Raw genomic sequence first — 19079 nt, forward strand, 5'->3', positions numbered from 1 at the left:
GGTTCAATTCAGTGTATTAGTCTTCTTGTGTCCACGAGCTCAATTTAGAGCGTAAACGTTGCATAGATTGGCTGTGTATTTGGCTTACACGAGATTCGCTTACCCCTAATACTTCTCCAATTTCTTTTAAATTCAATTCTTCATCATAATAAAGAGAGAGCACCAATGCTTCTCTTTCTGGCAACTCTTTAATGGATTCAACTAAAGCTTGCCGAAAATTTTCGTCTGCTACGCCTTGGAATGGAGTATTGGCAAACGCATCTTCATGAGTTGAGATAACATCTTCAGACACCCCTAAATCTTCAATACCCACTAAGCGCGAACAACTTATATCCGATAAAGCAGAATGATATTGCTCAATCGTCATGTTTAAATGTTGCGCTACTTCTATATCGGCAGGGTCTCTGGAAAGTTGAGCTTCTAATTCACTAATTGCTTGATTAATTGTTCGATTGTTACGATGTACAGAACGAGGCACCCAATCGCCTTTGCGAACCTCATCAAGCATTGAGCCTCTAATTCTTATTCCTGCGTACGTCTCAAAGCTTGCGCCTTTCGAATTATCGTAATTTTGCTGTGCTTCTAGCAGGCCAATCATTCCTGCTTGAATTAAATCATCAACCTGAACGCTAGGCGGTAGGCGTCCCATAAGGTGGTGTGCGATACGTTTGACCAAATTAGAGTACTGCTCTAGAAACGATTTCTGGCTATTAACATTCGCATGTTGGTCATAGGTTAGCGCCTTATTCACCAAATGATTCCCCTATTGATTCTCTTTTATTTAACAACCTTTCCACAAAAAACTCTAAGTGACCACTCGGGGTCTTGGGTATTGGCCATGTTAATGCTTTATTGGCTAACGTACTCAATGCCAATGCAGCAGGAGAACGAGGAAAGGCATCGACCACTATCTTTTGTTTTTTTACAGACTGGCGTACTTTATCATCTAACGGTACGCATGCGACCAATTCAAGACTCACATTAAGGAAACGTTCTGTGACCAAGGTCAACTTTGTAAACAATTCTCTTCCTTCGCGATAGCTTCTCACCATGTTGGCAACAATTTTGAAACGTTGTACACCATGCTCGCGGCTTAACAATTTAATCAATGCATAAGCATCGGTGATGGACGTAGGTTCATCACACACCACTACCACCACATCTTGAGCCGCACGAGAAAAACTCACCACCATATCAGAAATACCAGCAGCTGTATCAATCAGTAACACATCTACTTCTTCTTCCAAAGAACCAAAAGCTCGAATCAGCCCCGCATGTTGGGCATTACTTAATTCAGTCATACTTTGTGTACCTGATGTAGCAGGTACAATTTTAATGCCGTGTGGGCCTTCAACAATGGTATCTTTAAGTTCGCATTCACCCGCTAATAAATGACCTAAGTTACGTTTAGGACGCAATCCAAGCATAATATCAACATTTGCTAAGCCTAAATCGGCATCTAACACCATCACTTTTTTGCCTTGACGAGCCATAGAGATAGCCAAGCTTAATGAAACATGTGATTTCCCCACCCCGCCTTTACCACCAGTAATCGCAATTACTTTGGTTAAAGTTGGCTGAGTTAGTCGGCGTAAGCCACTTGCCTGATCGTGCATGTTATTGTCTGTCATTGCTTAGAATCCATCAGTATCACTGGTCCAATAGTGAGGTTCATTTTCAGTTGATTTCTCGAGTAATTCATTGGCTTTGGCAACCAAATACTTAGGCTGAGCAATCACTATGTCTTCCGGTACCCGTTGACCATTAGCGACATACGCCACTGGTAGTGAGTTTTGGACTATTACGCTTATAAATTCACCAAGACTTAGCGATTCATCGATCTTAGTAAGTATGCAACCCGAAAGAGGAATACGTTTAAAATGGTCAATTGTTTCTTGTAGTACTCGTCTTTGGGCGGTAGCAGGAAGAACTAAATAACTATTTATAACAGAGCCACTATCATGCATTAACGTATCCAGTTGCTCTGTAAGTCGTACATCTCTTTGCCCCATTCCTGCTGTGTCGACAAGGACGAGTCTGCGATTACGCAATTGATAAATGACTTCCGCTAAGTCATCAGAATCTTTTGCGATTTTTACCGGACAACCCATAATTCGGCCATAAATGGCTAATTGTTCATGCGCGCCAATTCTAAACGTATCGGTTGTCACTAGCGCTACATTATCTGGGCCATATTCCATGGCAGCTCTTGCGGCCAACTTTGCTATTGTGGTTGTTTTACCCACACCAGTTGGGCCAAGTAAAGCAACAACACCACCTCGTTTTAATATATCTGTTTGAATGACAGATACTTGGTCAGACACTAAACCTAATAGCTCTTTCCAAGCTTCTGCCGGCGGTGTATCTTCAGAGATGTAACACGCTAATTGGTCCGCCAGCTCAGAAGACAATCCCATACGCTCTAGGCGCTTAATCAACATCGCTCTCAAAGGTTCACGGCGTTCTACTTCTTGCCACATCAATCCGGAAACTTGATGTTCCAAAAGTCGCCGAATTGACATCATCTCTTCACGCATAGAGTTTAACTCTTGAGTGTTCTCTTCATTCTCAACTGAAGGCTTATAATTACGTTCATAACGCGACGGGTCTAATTTGGGTTTTAATCTTTCATTACGCTGACTTTCATTACGATGACTTTCCGGACGATGACTAGCAGAACGATAGTGATCGGTATGGTAATCATCAGAGCGATGGTCATCAGAAATAAGTTTGGCTAGCCCAGAATCTTTTGCTAACGAAGATGAGATGCTTCCACGCTGAGTTTGCGCTTGCGATTGGGAAGGTTGACTCGAATTGGCTTGGCGCTTTAACAAGGCCGTAAGCGAATCTGCTTCTGTATGATTACCATCCATTGGCTCTTCATGCCGACTATATTGCTTTAACATATTAGCAAAACGCTTGGTTTTCGAGTCCGATGCTTTCCTTTGTGAGTTTGAGACAGGCTGCGCCGTTGAATTGTTTTGTAAACTCACTCGATCATCTTTTAAATCACGTCCATATTGAGATTCATGTGCTTTATTTGCCTCATTCGAATATCTAGATTGAACTCGAGGTGGCGCTTTAGAAGCCGGTTTATCGGCAACTTCACCATCAATTGCAGCAACTATCTCTACGCCACCCGCTACCTTTTTGTTAGACATAATGACCGCTTCTGAACCAAGTTCTTCTTTAACTTGAAGCAGAGCTAATCGCATATCTTTGGCAAAAAATCGTTTTATCTTCAATGTATTCGTCCAAGGTTTATTATATTAGTCCAAGGTTTATCGTTTTCATCCAAGGAATAGCGTGTATTTCAACCATATTCACTACCCTAAACATAAGCATTCATATATAAAATACTGACAAGATTAATTCCCTACTGCCTGCACAATTCTAATCTGTTTTTCATCTGGTATTTCTTGATAAGAAAGCACTCTTAAATTTGGAATAGTATTTTTAACAAACTTAGCTAATGTTGTCCGCAACACTCCTGATGTTAACAACACCGCGGGTTCACCTTTCAGTTCTTGCTCTTGCGTCGCTTGACTCAATGACGATTGTAATCGTTCTGCTAAACCTGGTTCAATGCCTGTCGATTCGCCGCCTGAAGCCTGCATAGTTTGATGCAATATTTGTTCCAGTTCGGGAATTAAGGTTATCACTGGCAATTCAGGTTCTATCCCATTGATTTCTTGTACAATAAGCCGTTTTAAAGCAATTCTCACCGCTGCGGTTAATATGTCAGGTTCTTGACTCTTACTGGCATACTCAGACATGGTTTGAACGATCGTGCGTATATCACGAATCGGTATTGCTTCGTTGAGTAGATTTTGTAGAACTTTCACCACCACGCCTAATGACAATTGGTCAGGCACAAATCCTTCAACCAATTTAGGTGTCGATCGTCCTAACATTTCTAGCAGATTCTGTACTTCTTCATGACCAATTAACTGAGAGGCGTTATTGGTCAATAATTGGCTTAAATGAGTAGCAAGCACTGTAGCGGCGTCAACCACCGTGTAACCAAGTGCTTGTGCATGCTCTCTTTTATCTTCTTTGATCCAAACCGCTTCAAGTCCAAATGCCGGATCCATGGTTTGTTCACCTTCCACCATCCCGTAAACCTGTCCAGGGTTGATCGCCAATTCTTGGTCTGGACGAATTTCGGCTTCACCTACCGCTACTCCCATCAACGTAATGCGATAACTATTTGGTGTCAGCTCGAGATTATCTCGTATATGAACGGCCGGAATTAAAAAGCCAAAGTCTTGCGATAGCTTTTTACGCACCCCTTTAACCCGGTCGAGAAGTTCTCCGCCTTGTTCTTTATCGACCATAGGAATTAATCGGTATCCTACTTCTAAGCCAATAATATCAACAGGTTGAACATCATCCCACGATAACTCTTTCTGAGCGACGCTTTCAGGTTCTGCTACTGCTGGTAAATTGGATTTTTCTAACGCTTTTTTCTGCTTATTAGCTAAATAATAGGCGCCGGCACCGGCGATAAGACTTAACGAGATAAAAGAAAAATGAGGCATACCAGGAACGATACCCATAACACCCAGTATCGCCGCCGTAATCATCAATGCCTTAGGATTGTCTAAGAGTTGGAATACCATCTCTTTGCCCATATCCTCATCGGTATTTTGACGAGTCACCATGATAGCGGCACCAATGGATAGTAATAGCGACGGTATCTGAGCTACCAATCCATCACCAATAGTAAGCAAAGTATATATTTTAATTGCTTCTTGAAAGGTGAGATCAAACTGAATCATACCGATGATTAACCCACCGATAATATTAATAAATAGAATTAAGATACCGGCAATGGCATCCCCTTTTACAAATTTAGACGCACCATCCATCGAGCCATAAAAATCTGCTTCTTTTGTTACTTCGAAACGTCTTGTTCGTGCCGCTTCTTGATCGATTAAACCTGCGTTTAAATCAGCATCGATAGCCATCTGCTTGCCGGGTAGTGCATCTAATGTAAAGCGAGCACTTACTTCAGATATACGACCTGCACCTTTGGTTACCACCATAAAGTTAATGATCATAAGAATCAGAAATACAATTAAGCCAACGGCATAGTTACCACCAATTACCACGCTACCAAATGCTTCAATCACACTACCCGCAGCGTCCCCTCCTTCATGGCCATAAAGTAAAACCACTCGGGTTGAAGCAACATTAAGAGCCAAACGCAATAGTGTAGCAACCAACAATACGGTAGGAAAAGCTGCGAAATCTAACGGTCTTCGTGTGTAAATGGTCACTAACAAGACCACCAAAGATAAGGCGATATTAAAAGTAAAAAATAGATCGAGTAAAAATGGCGGTACAGGTAACACCACCATTCCTAACGTCGACAATACTACAATCGGCGCACCAATAGCCGGTAATGCTCGATTGGAGATTGACGGTAATTTTTCAGAAAATGGTAGGTTAAATTTCATAAATTGCTAGACTTCAATTTTGATTGAAAGAGAAATAAATCAACACATTGCTTATATCATGCAAATATCAGTCCAATGAATCAGTCAAAAAAGTGACACAGTAAAACCGTTAATATTTAAGCTCTGATGGGATAGGCATGTTTTCATCTTTGAGTGAAGGTTTTTGCCCTCCTCGTTTGCGGTACTGCTTCAACTGAAACACATAAGCTAATACTTGCGCCACGGCGGTAAACAAGCCGTCGGGGATCTGTTGTTCTAATTCAGTTGAGTGGTATAAAGCTCGAGCAAGAGGCGGAGCGGGTATAATGAAAATTTCGTGCTCTCTGGCTATTTCACGAATTTTTAACGCCATATGATCGACTCCTTTTGCAACCACAATTGGCGCTCTGTCTTTGCTGGTATCATAGCGAAGCGCGACAGAAAAATGTTCTGGGTTGGTGACAATCACATCAGCAGTCGGGACATCTGCCATCATTCGACGTTGCGCGGCTTCTCGTTGCAACATTCTGATTCGGCCTTTAACTTCTGGTTTACCCTCGGTTTCTTTATATTCGTCTTTTATCTCTTGCTTAGTCATTTTTAGTTGATTGGCGTGTTGCCAAATTTGAAAAGGGATATCAATAGCGACAACAATCAATAACGTACAGCTAATTAATAAAATAAAATTAATTAGGATATCGAGGGAATGATAAATATTGAGAGGAAACGTATCCATACTAAGCTGAAACAAGTCAACTTTAGAAGCGTTGATCAAGTAAAAAGCAGTACCAGCAACCAAAGAAACTTTCAGTATCGATTTGAGTAATTCGACCCAACTTTGTAAGCCAAACATCCGTTTTATACCACTTAGCGGGTTCATTTTAGATGCTTTTGGCATCGCAGCTTCTACTGAAAAATTGATACCACCAACCCCTGCAGAACCAATAACTGCGGCGACAAACAAAGTAATCAAAATGATAAATAATGGCAGTAACAACTGAGCTAAAGCACCGGAAGCGATATCGAGTAATATGGTGGTATCGAAAATTTCATTTCGACTAAGCGTAAATAAGCGTGTCATCGCCGCCCATAATCCCTTAGCTAAGGTTTCACCAAACATCATTAAAGACACCGAACCTACTATCAGTACCGAAACAGAAGCCAGCTCTTTTGAACGAGCTACTTGGCCTTTTTCTCGAGCCTGTTGCAATCGCTTGGGCGTTGCGTCTTCTGTCCTTTCTTGTCCATCTGAATCTGCCATATACTCTCTTTAACAAGCCAGTCGAATAAGTTTACAAATTTGCTGCTCGCCTTCTACCCAGTACAGTTCATAATGACTGTACAGACCAAGCATGATGTACCAACATAAGAGTAGACCGACCATTAGGGCAAAAGCAAAACCTAAAGAAAATATATTTAGCTGTGGTGCAGCTCGGGTCATAACACCAAAGGATAAATTTACGGTCAGTAAGGCTATAATGCCAGATAATGACATGCTTAGCGCCGTTTTAAACATAGTACCTAACCACAGAGACAGTTCACGGAAATCAGTATTTGTGAGAGCACCAGTACCAATAGGTAAAGTTTTAAAGCTCATAACAACCAAACTGATCATCTTAAGATGTCCGTCTGTTGCTAAGAAAAACATGGTGGCTAAAAACATAAATAGCTGCCCTAACAATGGTGTGTTCTGACCATTAGCTGGATCAACCATAGAAGCAAAGCCTAAACTGGCTTGCATACCAAGTATCTGGCCTAGCATAACAAAGGTTTGTAAAATAAATTGTGTGACCATCCCCATGGCAACACCGATAATTAACTGCTCCAAAGTTGTTAAAAAACCAGGTAAAGAAACCAGTTCGATAGTATTTGTTACCGCAGGGATAGCCGGCATTACCGCCAAAGTAACCGCTAAGGAAAGATATAGCCTAATGCGAGTAGAAACAAAACGTGCCCCTGTAACGGTCATCACCATGAACATGGCCGAAATTCTGGTAAAAGGCCAAAAATAATTGGCAATCCAGTCGAGTACTATTGTGGTTGGAAAACTTGTCATCAGTGATGCAACCTTATTTGTTAGTAAAGCACTTGTGGCAAGCGTTCTACCATCTCATAAAAAAACTCAATCATAGATTGTGTCATCCAATGAGCACCAAACATTAAAGCAAGCAAAGTAACAATTAAGCGCGGAAGGAAGCTTAACGTTTGTTCATTTATCGATGTGGCCGCTTGAAAAATCGCAACCACCAATCCTATCATCAAGCTTGGAATGATAATCGCACAGACCATGACAAGAACCAGCCATAAAGCACTGCGAAATATTTCTACAAAAACTTCAGGAGTCATTTAGGCTATCCTCGCTACAACGCAAAACTGCCCGCTAGGGTAGAAAGAATTAAATTCCAACCATCGACTAACACAAAAAGCATTAATTTAAACGGCAGTGACACAATCATTGGCGATAACATCATCATACCCATCGCCATCAATATTGAAGCAACCACCAAATCAATGATCAAAAACGGCAAAAATAACATAAAGCCAATTTGAAATGCTGTTTTCAGTTCAGAGGTAATGAAAGCAGGAATGAGTACCGCCATCGACACATCTTCCGGTCGGGTTACTTCGGAGCCCGATATATTAACAAAGGTTTCAAGGTCTTTTATTCGGGTCTGCTTCAGCATAAACGCTTTCATTGGTTCTTGTGCGTTATCAAATGCTTGGCGAGCAGAAATTTGCTGATCTAAATAAGGTTGAATCGCGGTTTGGTTTACGTTATCGATTACGGGGGACATGATGAAAAACGTGAGGAACATGGCAATACCAATGATAACTTGGTTAGAAGGCGTTTGTTGTAGTCCCATCGCTTGACGCAGTATCGACATCACCACCACGATACGAGTAAAAGAAGTCATCAAAATAACCATGGCGGGCAGAAAACCCAACATAGTCATTAATGCCAATATCTGTAAGTTTACCGAATAGTCTTCACTGCCGTCTGGATTAGCTGTCATAGTAAACGCAGGAATACCCGGCGCATTAGAAACACTCGTGGAAACGGTACTACTTGACGCACCTTGCTCACTTTGTAAAGCGGTAACGGTAATGTTTTCTGCTGCTAAAGCACTACTGGAAATAGGCGTTTCAAGCTCTTCCTGAGCCACGGTTTTGGGTACAAACAGAACAAATACCAACGCGGCTATTAGTACAGCGATAAGGTTATTTTTTTTCATTTGATTTCAATAACTGACTAAATTGATTGGCAAACTGACTGCTAGTCACTTGCTCTTCATCAATGGGTTTATCCAACCGAGATATAAGGTTAATAGACTGAGAAGTGATCCCAACTAAAAATTGCTCATCCCCTGCTTTAATTACTGCAATTCGTTCACGCGTACCGACGGGAATTTGTTTTATGATGGCCAACCCTTTTTGATTTCCCATAGCCGGTACTCTCATTTTTTTAAGTAACCAAGCTAACGAAAATATCAAAGCTAAAACAAAAATCAACGAGCCCAATGTAGTTAACAAGTCTAATTGCGGGACAGCCGCCCACGCCGGTGCAGAAAAGCAGCCAAAACTAACCGCTAAAACTGTTTTGGCGGTAGGTGTGCCGGTTTTCTGCTGGTTAGAACCATCAATATCAACACTGGTTGTTATCATATTATATTGTTCACCTTAATGTGGTTGTCTTATAAGTTGTATTGATAATTACCTAAGCTTCTTAATTCGCTCAGTTTGGCTGATCACATCGGTTAAGCGAATACCAAACTTATCATTGACCACAACCACTTCTCCGTGAGCGATTAGTGTCCCGTTCACCATAACATCTAGTGATTCACCGGCAATTCTGTCTAGCTCTACCACTGACCCTTGGTTCAGCTGTAACAAGTTTCTAATGCTTATCTGTGAACGACCCACTTCCATTGAAATGGTGACAGGGATATCCATTATGGTATCGAGTTTACGACGCTCATCATCTGAAATAGGCGAAGATTCATCAGATAATTCTTCCAATGGTGCAACTTCGGCGTCGTCCGATCCTGATGCTGCTGGGTCTTCACTCAAAGCGGCGGCCCATTCATCTGCTAGTTTTTGGTCTTCGTTTTGATCCATGGTTATTACCTGTTTCTCTATTGACTTAGGTGGTTTTGGTTGATTTATCTAAGTCTTTGTTAAATTTTAAATAAACGCTTTACTATTCTTGGTAATGCTTGTTAATCGTCGTCTGAATCAGAATTGGCGCTACCAATCTCAGACATCATATCTTTTCCTAAAAATGCAATGTCGGTTTTTACCACATCGGGACGTTTGATTTTTTCCGCTACCTGAACCGCTAATTTATCACCCGAACGCCCCATTTTTACCCGATAGGTAGGCAACTCTTCTACGAACATAGTGGCATTTTCCGGCATTTTTATTGGAATAACATCGCCGGGCTGCAGCTCCATAAGATCGCGTAGAGAAATGTCTTTCTCCAACAAATTGACACGGAAATTAACGGGTACATCCATTATTTCGTCACGTAATGCCGAACTCCAACGAATGTCGGTTTCCATTTTATCCGATTGCACACCAGCATCGAGTAATTCACGTATAGGTTCTACCATCGAATAAGGCATGACAACATGAAAATCACCGCCACCACCATCCACTTCTATATGGAACGAACTGACCACAATCACTTCTGTTGGGCTGACAATGTTGGCCATACTGGGGTTAACTTCTGAATCCAAGTATTCAAACTCAACTCCCATCACTGGTGACCAAGCTTCTTTGTAATCTTCAAACACAACTTTGAGTAATAACTGAATAATTCGACGTTCAGTTGGGGTAAACTCACGCCCTTCAATTTTTGCATGAAATCGACCATCACCACCAAAAAAGTTCTCAACTAAAATAAACACCAGCCGAGCTTCCATTGTAATCAAGGCGGTGCCTTTTAGCGGTCTAAACCTCACCATGTTTAAGCTAGTCGGTACATACAATGTATTTTGATATTCACCAAATTTCATCATTTGTACGCCATTAATCGACACTTCAGCGGTCTTACGTAACATATTAAACAAACTGACTCGCATATGACGGGCGAAACGTTCATTAATAAGTTCCAAGGTCGGCATTCGACCACGAACAATTCGATCTTGAGAAGAGAAGTCAAAACTAACGGTCCCTTCAGCATCGCTATCTAGCTCATCTTCCGCATCATCAACATCGTCTACGCCATGGAGTAATGCATCAATTTCATCTTGAGATAATAAATCTGTCACTTGAAGCCTATTGAATTACAAAATCAGTAAAAAGTACCCTTTCAATAACCGGTTGCCCGACCAGTTCAGTCATCGTCGTCCGGATATTTTCTGTCGCTTGTTCGCGTAATTGAGTTCGACCGGTTGGGGTTCTTAATTGTTCCACCGTGGTCGAGCCCAATGTATTCAAAATGGTGCTCTCGATTAAAGGAGAATGGTGCCGTGCGAGATCTTCGTTTTTCACCCCTCTAACCATTACCTGTACTTTTATTTGTACTAATCGGTCTCTTGGTTTTCCTGGCGCTGTAAATAGAAAAGGTTGCGGAATATTGACATAGGAAGCAGGTTCAGGGAGTGATACTTGATCTTGCCCTTGTTCTATTTCTGCGACATCAGAGCCATCAGAGCCCAAAAGAAAATAAGCACCACCACCACCTGCGGCCAATAACACCACCACTAGGATAATAATAATCATCATTTTGCTTTTGCCTTTCGGGGCATTTCCACCGTCTAATTGTTGCTCATCTGCCATAGAGATCTCAAATTATTCATTTTTCAGAAACTTATACACTGATAAGCCACTAAGTTATATTAAAAATATTAAGCGTAATAACTAATTCCATCATCTTTTGACTTAATATTCACGTTAAGATTGATGCTTTCATCAACATTCAGTTGATTATCATCAGCACGGCCTTGTTTACCACCTGATTGATTATCGCCATTTTCAGCGTATTGATTTTGTTGCTGTCCGCTGCTTTGTTGCTGTACCGACGTATCAGCCAGCTGTATCCCTTGCTGAATTAACATTTCCCTAAGTCGTGGCATCGCTTGGTCAACAATATCTCGTGCTTGTTGATTCGCCACGGTAAATTGAACTGCAGCAGAATCACCGTGCATTGTCATTCTAATATGCATTCGTCCAAGTTCAGGCGGATCCAAACGGATATCAATATTTTTCAGATTTTTTGACATCATCATTTGAATTTGATCAGATAACTTCTCACTTGCGGCTTCTCGCGACAAATGTAACGAATTTTGTTGTATTGCTTGCGATGCTTCAGCTTTAACCTGTGCTTGTTGAACCCCTTGTTGAACAGCTAAACCAGAAAGCTGCTGAGATAAACTGCTCTCTTTATTGTCGCCTTTATCACTAGGATTCAGTGCTTCACTGAGGCCTGCGCTCGTCAATGCTGATTTCATCATTTGCTGTTGTGAATTGGCATTGCTTGCCATCACACTCTGCGCTGGATTAAAGGTATTGAGTGCGGCTAATGACACGCCACCTTGCTCTAAAGTGGCACTCTGTGCCGGAGCGACAACAGAAGCCCCTTCTAACGACGCAGCTTGAGCATTAAGTTGTGCTATCGCCTGCTGTGACTGAATGGATTGCTGTGACTGAATCGCTTGCTGTGCCTGAATGAATTGCTGTGATTGACTAGCTTGTTGCGATAAAGAATTTGGCGTAACTGCTGTAGCCACAGAATGGGGTTTAACCTGATCGCTGGCATCGTTAGACGTTTCTGCTGTGGTATTAGCGATACTTAATTGAGCAAGATACGCTAATTCTTCGTCAGATAACTCTTCCAGCGGAACATCATCCAAATTTAATGCCGATAATGTTGCTTCAATATCGGCACGACTCAGCTGTTTGGCTAATGGTGCTTCGGTCGGTAATTCTTTATCACCCCATACTAAACGGTCATTCATTTGACTTAATATCGGTTGTTCACTGTCTTGTTCAGATAATGCTTGGCTCTGCTTAGCTTGCTGTTGTTCAATCAATTGGCTTGCTAGCACATTCGATTCTGACAAAGCGGCTAACTCTTGATCTGACATTTGATTGATCTGTTTTTCGGACAGTGATGTTAGAAGAATTCGGTCGCTATTTTGTTCAGCATTAACATTATCATCGACATTAGTATTATCATCGACATTAGTATTATCATCGACATCGACATCCGACTCTGCTTTTTGAGCAGCATAAAGCGCCAGTACCTGCTGTTGTTCAGCAACCGATAACCCGGCTTGTGGTTGTTCCTTCATATCACTGTCAGTCGTGACTTCAGATTCAATAACTTGACGGCTCACGGCAGCCAACTTGTCAGAATTCAATAAATTCACGTGTTGTGAATTCTCACCAGTAGCATTACCTGAAGATGAAGTGTTTAAAGAAGATGAATCTAAAGAAGAAGTGTCTAGAGAGATCTTTTTCTCTGGATCGGATGGAGGCAAATTATTGCCTGCCTGTTTTTTCAGTGCCTGATTCGATTCATCTAATCGGCCTAGTAATTCGTTACCTTGGCTCATCATTTGTTGAGCTGTTTGTTGCTTAGGTTTCTCATCAACTGATGCTGACTCCGTCAAATCCTCATCGCTAGTTCGTTGATTAAGGGCAACATTGGTTGATTCATCGCCTGAATTGTTTCCTTTAACTGCATCAGTCTGCAAAGTTGCATCTTCTGAACCTTCAGTTTTGAAATCATCGGTTATGGAACCATCGGCTTCTGATTCTACTGGCTTGATGCTTTCCACATCTAAAGCTTGAGTACTTACATTTTTAGCATCTGCTGACTTTGCTTTTATATCACTAGAACCAATATCACTGGTGTCGGTGGACGACTCTGCACTTACTTTGTCTGACTCGGCATCAGTGGAAAAAATAGCGCCTAGCGTTTGCAAAAAGCTGCCTGATTCGTTTGATTCAGAAGCCTCTTCCACTTGTGCGGCACCACTTTTCACTAAAGGGACGGACTTACCGACATCGCTAACAGACAAAGAAGTTTGATTCATAAAATTAGTCTCGTATGCTCTTTATAAAGGTAACCAATAATCGACGAACTATTTTGTCCATCTAGACTTTATCACTGATAATAAAATGCAAAAATCAGACCAAGTGACAATATTATACAACTCATTTACCGCTAGATTTTTCTTCGAGCGTATTGGAGGGTAGTAAATTCATCCATTTGTTTTTGGTCACGATAATTTTCTAACTTCTGTTGTTGTTGATTTTTTTTATCTATCATCCACTCATAAGAACGTTTTTGCTTTCTGGTTTCTAACCAGTGTTCTTGGCAGTTTTCGACTTGAGATTTAAAATGTCCTTCTGCTTGTCGTTGCTGAGTGAGCGTATTATCCAACTGGGTTAAAAAACGATTTAAGTGCCCGTATTCACTGGCTGACAAGCCGTTTTTTCCACGGTCTGTCAATTGCTGACAATAATCGAGCCGATAACGTTCAATTTGAGCAATTTGCTTATAATAATCATCTAATTCAGAGCGAGCTTTATTCAAAGCCAGGACCGCTTGGTTCTCGCGTTCGTTCGCTTGTTCTAACAAAAAATCTAGTGCATTTTCCATTAGTTATCCATTTCCATTAATTACTTCCGGCGCTTTGTAAAATATGACGTAGCATATTGACGCACATTTCATATGGTACCGACTCTTTCATACTTTGCTGTAAATATTGATCAAGCGTTGGTTTTAAGGTGAACGCACTGTCTATAGCAGGATCGGTTCCCGGTTTATAAGCACCAATAGAAACCAGGTCTTGATTCTTGCGACAGATAGATAAAACTTGACGCACCGCTTTAGACATTAACATGTGCTCGTCAGAGGTAATTTGTGGCATAACACGGCTCACTGACTTTTCAACATCAATGGCTGGATAGTGACCAGCATCGGCCATTTCTCTTGAGAGTACGATGTGACCATCAAGAATAGCTCGCGATGCATCAGCGATAGGATCTTGAAGATCATCACCTTCGGTTAATACGGTAAAAAAAGCAGTGATAGAACCTTGTTCTGGGCTACCATTACCAGCACGTTCAACTAATGAAGGCAACTTGGCAAAAACGGATGGTGGGTAACCTTTGGTTGCAGGGGGTTCACCAACGGATAGCGCAATTTCCCTTTGAGCTTGTGCAAAACGGGTCAGGGAATCTAATAACAACAACACGTCTAAACCCTGATCTCGAAAATATTCGGCAATAGTTAATGCTGTTTGACAGCCCTTTAAGCGCATTAACGGTGAAGCATCGGCTGGAGCGGCAACCACAACGGCCCGCTGCCGGCCATCTTCACCTAGTATTTCTTCAATGAACTCTTTTACTTCTCGCCCACGCTCGCCAATAAGACCAACCACCACTACTTGGGCCGTGGTTCCGCGGGTCATCATGCCTAATGTGACCGATTTACCTACACCAGAACCGGCAAATAGACCAATTCGTTGGCCTTTTCCTACCGTTAACAATCCATTTACCGCTTTTAGTCCCACATCTAATGGTTCTGATATTGGCTTACGCAATAAAGGATTGATAGGATCGCTAGTGAATGAAGCACGCTTATCGGTATAGATATCACCGAGTCCGTCGATAGGGTTTCCTACACCATCGATAACACGCCCTAAAAGCTCCATACCAACCGGCAAGCCGCCTTCACTGGTTATGGGTGTCACTTTGGCGCCCGGCAATATACCGGAAGTCTGCTCACTTGGCATAAGGAATAAATTTTCGCCAGAAAAACCTATCACTTCGGCTTCCATATTTCCGGTTAAGGTTTCTACCGTGCACAAACTGCCAATTGGTGCCTTGCAGCCTGTCGCTTCTAGCGTTAATCCAACCACTCGGACCAATTTTCCGGATGCGATTGCACGAGTAGTTAACCCTTGAGTTTTATATTGCGATAACTTTTCGGCAAGGGCTTGCATTATTCTGTTCCTTGGAAACGATTAGCAGCACAAAAAGATTGAATAACAGAGCGGATGCGTTGTTCCATTTTATAGTTAACGCTAGATTCTCCAGCCTCTATTTGAATATCACCACGATTAAGTGATGGCTCACTTACTAGAGTCCAGTTACGTAAATTTAATGCTTCGTCACCATAGGCTGAGTGAACGATATCGATGTCTTCTGGATTAAGCTTTACAGTAATCGAGTGACCTGCAATCGGTAGCGCTTCTACAGATTCTTTAACAGTATCTAAAATAATTTGTGGGTTAGTTTGTACTTCAACATGAACGACTTCTTTGGTTAACATAAGGACCATTTCAACCAATTGCTTTTCTACTTGAGCGTTCATCAATTCTAGTGGCTGAGCAAATTGATTCGCTAAGTTAACAAGCTGCTCTACTTGTTGCTTTATCTGTTCTTGTCCTTGCTGAAGACCTTCAGCTTTGCCGAGTTCTAAGCCTTCAGCCTGACCTTCTTGTAAACCTTTTTCTTTGCCTTTTTCGTAACCTGCATTAAAGCCGGCTTCTTGTCCTTGATGGTAACCTTCTTCATGTGCATTGTTACGTATTTCGTCAACTGCCGCTTGAGTCAATGCTACTGGTTCTTCTTTAGCTGGTTCATCAAAGTTAGGGATCCAACCTGGATCATAATTAAGTGCCGTTTCTTGCGCTTCGTTATGAGAGGTAGGCGTATAATCAGGCAATCCCCATTTTTCAGGTTGAATCTCTACATCATCTTCTTCTGGGCGTAAAAACCCTCTTTTTCGCTCAAGAGACATACATTACCTACTTATTTTCATTGCGTTACGTAACTAATTAAAATATAGCACTTAAAAATAGAATAGAACGCGAACCGTTATAAGAATTCGTCTGCGCCACCTGACAGCATAATATCTCCGCTATCAGCAAGTTTTCGAGCAACACCTAAAATCTCTTTCTGCGCCGCTTCTACATCGGCAACACGTACAGGTGGCATGGCTTCTATATCATCTCGCATCATATCTGCTGCGCGTTTTGACATGTTTTTGTATACTTTCTCACGCAAGCCTTCATCTGCACCTTTAAGCGCTTTTTGCAGGACATCTTGTGGCACATCTCGTAGCAGTTTTTGCACACCTTGGTCGTCAACTTCTATTAAGTTTTCAAACACAAACATTAGATCTTGAATTTGTGTCGCCATGTCTTCATCTTGATCTCTAATTTGATCAATCAGGACACCTTCAACACTGTTATCCATATAGTTCATTATTTCAGCCGCCGCTTTCAAACCACCAATTTTCGCCGCTTGCGCGCCAGCTTGACCAGCAAATTGTTTCTCCATGATTTCATTCAATTCTGCTAATGCCGATGGTTGAACTTCTTCTAGGTTGGCAATTCGCATCATTAAGTCAAGACGTACTCGCTCTGGGAACTGGGATAGAATTTCAGCGGATTGATCGGCATCTAAATAAGATAAAACTATGGTCTGTATCTGAGGGTGTTCGTTGATAATAATAGTGGCAACTTGTCGTGGGTCCATCCATTTCAATGAGTCTAGGCCTTTAGAACCCGTACCTAATAAAATTTGATCAACCAAGTTACCGGCTTTGTCTTCACCTAACGCCGCTACTAAGGCTTTACGCATGAAGTCTTCACTGCCCATACCTATATTGGTATATTTTTGAATGTCTTCTAAAAATGCTCGATGGACAGCACCCACTTTATCATTGTTAAGGTCCGTTGCTCTGGCCATAGCACTGCCAACACGTTGAACTTGTTTAGGTTCAAGATGACGGATAATGCCTGCTGCATCTTCTTCGCTTAAACTCAACAACAAAATCGCGGCTTTTTCATCACCCGTTATACTAGCAATATCAACAGTGTCGGTTGTCGCAACCGCACCACCTTCTTCACGTTTTACAATTTCATCAGGCATCTGCTAACCAATTTTTCACAACCTGAGCGGCTAACTCAGGTTCATTTGCAACCAGTGCTCTTACTGCTTTAAGCACATCTTCATCTTTATGTAGGTTTGGTAAATCAATTCCCGAACCAAATTCAAACGCTTCACCACTTTCAATATCACTGCCAATTAAACTGGTTTCGCCATCATTGGTAATTGGCATGCCATCGGCGTCATACTCTACACCGTCTGCATCTGCATTTGGATTAAGGAGTTTTTTCATTGCTGGTCGAATAAGGACAAGTACAACAATAATAATCACCAAGGCACTTGCGGCCCAACGAACCCATTCGTTAAAATTAGGGTGATCCCAAATATTGGATTCAAGTGTCTCGGTAAACTGTGGTTCAGCAAATTTAACGCTTAACACATTTAATAAATCGCCGCGTTGCTCGTTAAAACCAACGGTACCGATAAGCACTTGTTTAATCGCGGAAAGGTCACTATCCGACATCGGCTCGAAGGTCACTTCGCCTGTGTCCGGGTCGGCTACCGCTTTATTTTTGATAGCAACCGATACAGTTTGACGATCAATAATCCCGGTTTGACGTCGCTCATGGCTAATTGTGGTATCCAATTCGAAATTTCTCGTCGCTTCTTTATGAACCGAACCTTGACCAAGCAACGAACCATCTTTCATTTGTGCCACATCTTCAGGAATAGAAGCATCGGCTGGAGGTTGATTGCTTAACGCTCCCGGTACACCTGCAACCACATTACCATTGTTGTAATCTTCTAATGTGTATTCACTGCGAGTCGCTGCAGTTTGTGGATCGTATTGCTTACGTGTTTGCTCTACTGCACTAAAATCTAATTGAATATCCACTTGAGCGGTATAATTACCAATGCCAAGTATCGGCATCAATACTGAATCAATTTTGTCGCGCAAGGCTTGTTCTTGTTTTCTTTCCAAATCTTGTTCTTTGCGTCGAGCCGTTGACAACGGATCTTGCGAACCAGAACTCAACAAGCGACCATGTTGATCGGTCACGGTAACCCGAGTAGGCTTCATACCCGATACCGCACTGCCAACCATATCGACAATCGAGTCCACTTCTTCTTGTTTTAGAGATGTGCCAGTCGCTAAATTAACAAATACTGTGGCGGAGGCTTCTTGATTTTGACGAACAAAAACACTTTGCTGAGGTAAGGCAAGTAACACCGACGCTTTGCGTACTTGACGCATTTGCTCAATGGCTTTTGCTAACTGCCTTTCACGGCTTAATTTCAGCCTCTCTTTTTCTAATCGTTGTGATACGCCAAAACCCATATCATTTAAAAGTATATCATCGCCTGCTTGTGTTGCTTGATTTAACCCCGCTCGAGATAAATTCAGTTTAAGTTGGCTGTATTCACTGACAGGAACAGAGATGGTGTTACCTTCAAGCTTATATTCTTGTTTTTGTGCATCAAGATAGTCAAGAATAGGGATAAGCTCTTCGGTTTGATAGGAGCCAAGAGGACGAAGTTCCGGTTCTTTTACCCAGAAAAATAGCATAACGATTAATGCAACGCAGATGGAAATGGACAAAACAAGGACAACTTGACGTAGCAAATCTAAATCGCCCATTGCTAAATCAACTTTTGACGAACGCTTTTCGTTTAACCCCGGATCTTGAGTTGAACTATCGAGGTCGGCCGAACTAGAAACAAGGGCGCTGCCACTTGTATCGCTTACTGCCAAATTGGTTGATTGGTTATCTTGAGCCACTCTTA

Annotated in this window: 18 protein-coding genes; all 18 read right to left on the bottom strand. The window is 41.8% G+C overall.

Going from position 1 to position 19079, the window contains the following annotated elements:
* Positions 1-16 precede the first annotated feature (16 nt).
* The gene (locus tag ACLKML_RS07990) at positions 17-751 is read right to left on the bottom strand and encodes an RNA polymerase sigma factor FliA (protein ID WP_413284871.1); all 735 of its coding nucleotides are present in this window, start codon (positions 749-751) and stop codon (positions 17-19) included.
* Positions 744-1631 (bottom strand): MinD/ParA family protein, encoded by an 888-nt coding sequence (locus ACLKML_RS07995; RefSeq protein WP_413284872.1) that lies wholly within the window; start codon positions 1629-1631, stop codon positions 744-746. Before ACLKML_RS07995 ends, ACLKML_RS07990 begins: the two co-directional genes overlap by 8 nt.
* 3 nt (positions 1632-1634) lie before the next feature.
* Positions 1635-3245, bottom strand: a complete 1611-nt coding sequence (gene flhF / locus ACLKML_RS08000; protein ID WP_413284873.1) for a flagellar biosynthesis protein FlhF — start codon at positions 3243-3245, stop codon at positions 1635-1637.
* A 123-nt stretch (positions 3246-3368) separates the two neighbouring features.
* Positions 3369-5462, bottom strand: coding sequence for a flagellar biosynthesis protein FlhA (flhA, locus tag ACLKML_RS08005; protein WP_413284874.1), 2094 nt, complete (start codon positions 5460-5462; stop codon positions 3369-3371).
* A 109-nt stretch (positions 5463-5571) separates the two neighbouring features.
* On the bottom strand, positions 5572-6702 hold the full coding sequence (gene flhB, locus ACLKML_RS08010; protein WP_413284875.1) for a flagellar biosynthesis protein FlhB: 1131 nt from the start codon (positions 6700-6702) through the stop codon (positions 5572-5574).
* Positions 6703-6711: 9 nt separating this feature from the next.
* Positions 6712-7497, bottom strand: a complete 786-nt coding sequence (gene fliR / locus ACLKML_RS08015) for a flagellar biosynthetic protein FliR (protein ID WP_413284876.1) — start codon at positions 7495-7497, stop codon at positions 6712-6714.
* A 20-nt stretch (positions 7498-7517) separates the two neighbouring features.
* Positions 7518-7787, bottom strand: coding sequence for a flagellar biosynthesis protein FliQ (gene fliQ, locus ACLKML_RS08020; RefSeq protein WP_317715472.1), 270 nt, complete (start codon positions 7785-7787; stop codon positions 7518-7520).
* Positions 7788-7801: 14 nt separating this feature from the next.
* On the bottom strand, positions 7802-8674 hold the full coding sequence (fliP, locus tag ACLKML_RS08025; protein WP_413284877.1) for a flagellar type III secretion system pore protein FliP: 873 nt from the start codon (positions 8672-8674) through the stop codon (positions 7802-7804).
* Positions 8661-9104: a flagellar biosynthetic protein FliO gene (gene fliO / locus ACLKML_RS08030; protein ID WP_413284878.1), complete on the bottom strand. Its 444-nt coding sequence runs from the start codon at positions 9102-9104 to the stop codon at positions 8661-8663. The genes fliP and fliO overlap by 14 nt, the downstream gene beginning before the upstream one ends.
* Positions 9105-9152: 48 nt before the next feature.
* The gene (fliN, locus tag ACLKML_RS08035; RefSeq protein ID WP_413284879.1) at positions 9153-9557 is read right to left on the bottom strand and encodes a flagellar motor switch protein FliN; all 405 of its coding nucleotides are present in this window, start codon (positions 9555-9557) and stop codon (positions 9153-9155) included.
* A gap of 101 nt (positions 9558-9658) precedes the next feature.
* Complete coding sequence (gene fliM, locus ACLKML_RS08040) at positions 9659-10711, bottom strand: flagellar motor switch protein FliM (RefSeq protein ID WP_413284880.1); 1053 nt, start codon at positions 10709-10711, stop codon at positions 9659-9661.
* Positions 10712-10718: 7 nt separating this feature from the next.
* Positions 10719-11222 (bottom strand): flagellar basal body-associated protein FliL, encoded by a 504-nt coding sequence (fliL, locus tag ACLKML_RS08045; protein ID WP_413284881.1) that lies wholly within the window; start codon positions 11220-11222, stop codon positions 10719-10721.
* A gap of 68 nt (positions 11223-11290) precedes the next feature.
* Positions 11291-13483 (bottom strand): flagellar hook-length control protein FliK, encoded by a 2193-nt coding sequence (locus ACLKML_RS08050; protein WP_413284882.1) that lies wholly within the window; start codon positions 13481-13483, stop codon positions 11291-11293.
* A 131-nt stretch (positions 13484-13614) separates the two neighbouring features.
* The gene (gene fliJ, locus ACLKML_RS08055) at positions 13615-14052 is read right to left on the bottom strand and encodes a flagellar export protein FliJ (protein WP_413284883.1); all 438 of its coding nucleotides are present in this window, start codon (positions 14050-14052) and stop codon (positions 13615-13617) included.
* 16 nt (positions 14053-14068) lie between these two features.
* Entirely contained in the window at positions 14069-15400 is a 1332-nt protein-coding gene (gene fliI, locus ACLKML_RS08060; RefSeq protein ID WP_413284884.1) for a flagellar protein export ATPase FliI, read from the bottom strand.
* A complete protein-coding gene (gene fliH, locus ACLKML_RS08065) occupies positions 15400-16200 on the bottom strand; it encodes a flagellar assembly protein FliH (protein ID WP_413284885.1) in 801 nt (266 codons plus the stop codon). The genes fliI and fliH overlap by 1 nt, the downstream gene beginning before the upstream one ends.
* 77 nt (positions 16201-16277) lie before the next feature.
* On the bottom strand, positions 16278-17336 hold the full coding sequence (gene fliG, locus ACLKML_RS08070) for a flagellar motor switch protein FliG (RefSeq protein ID WP_413284886.1): 1059 nt from the start codon (positions 17334-17336) through the stop codon (positions 16278-16280).
* Positions 17329-19074, bottom strand: coding sequence for a flagellar basal-body MS-ring/collar protein FliF (gene fliF / locus ACLKML_RS08075; protein ID WP_413284887.1), 1746 nt, complete (start codon positions 19072-19074; stop codon positions 17329-17331). Before fliF ends, fliG begins: the two co-directional genes overlap by 8 nt.
* Positions 19075-19079: the final 5 nt, after the last annotated feature.

Origin of the sequence: Vibrio sp. MA40-2 (assembly GCF_047302445.1) — a bacterium.
GTDB lineage: Bacteria > Pseudomonadota > Gammaproteobacteria > Enterobacterales > Vibrionaceae > Vibrio.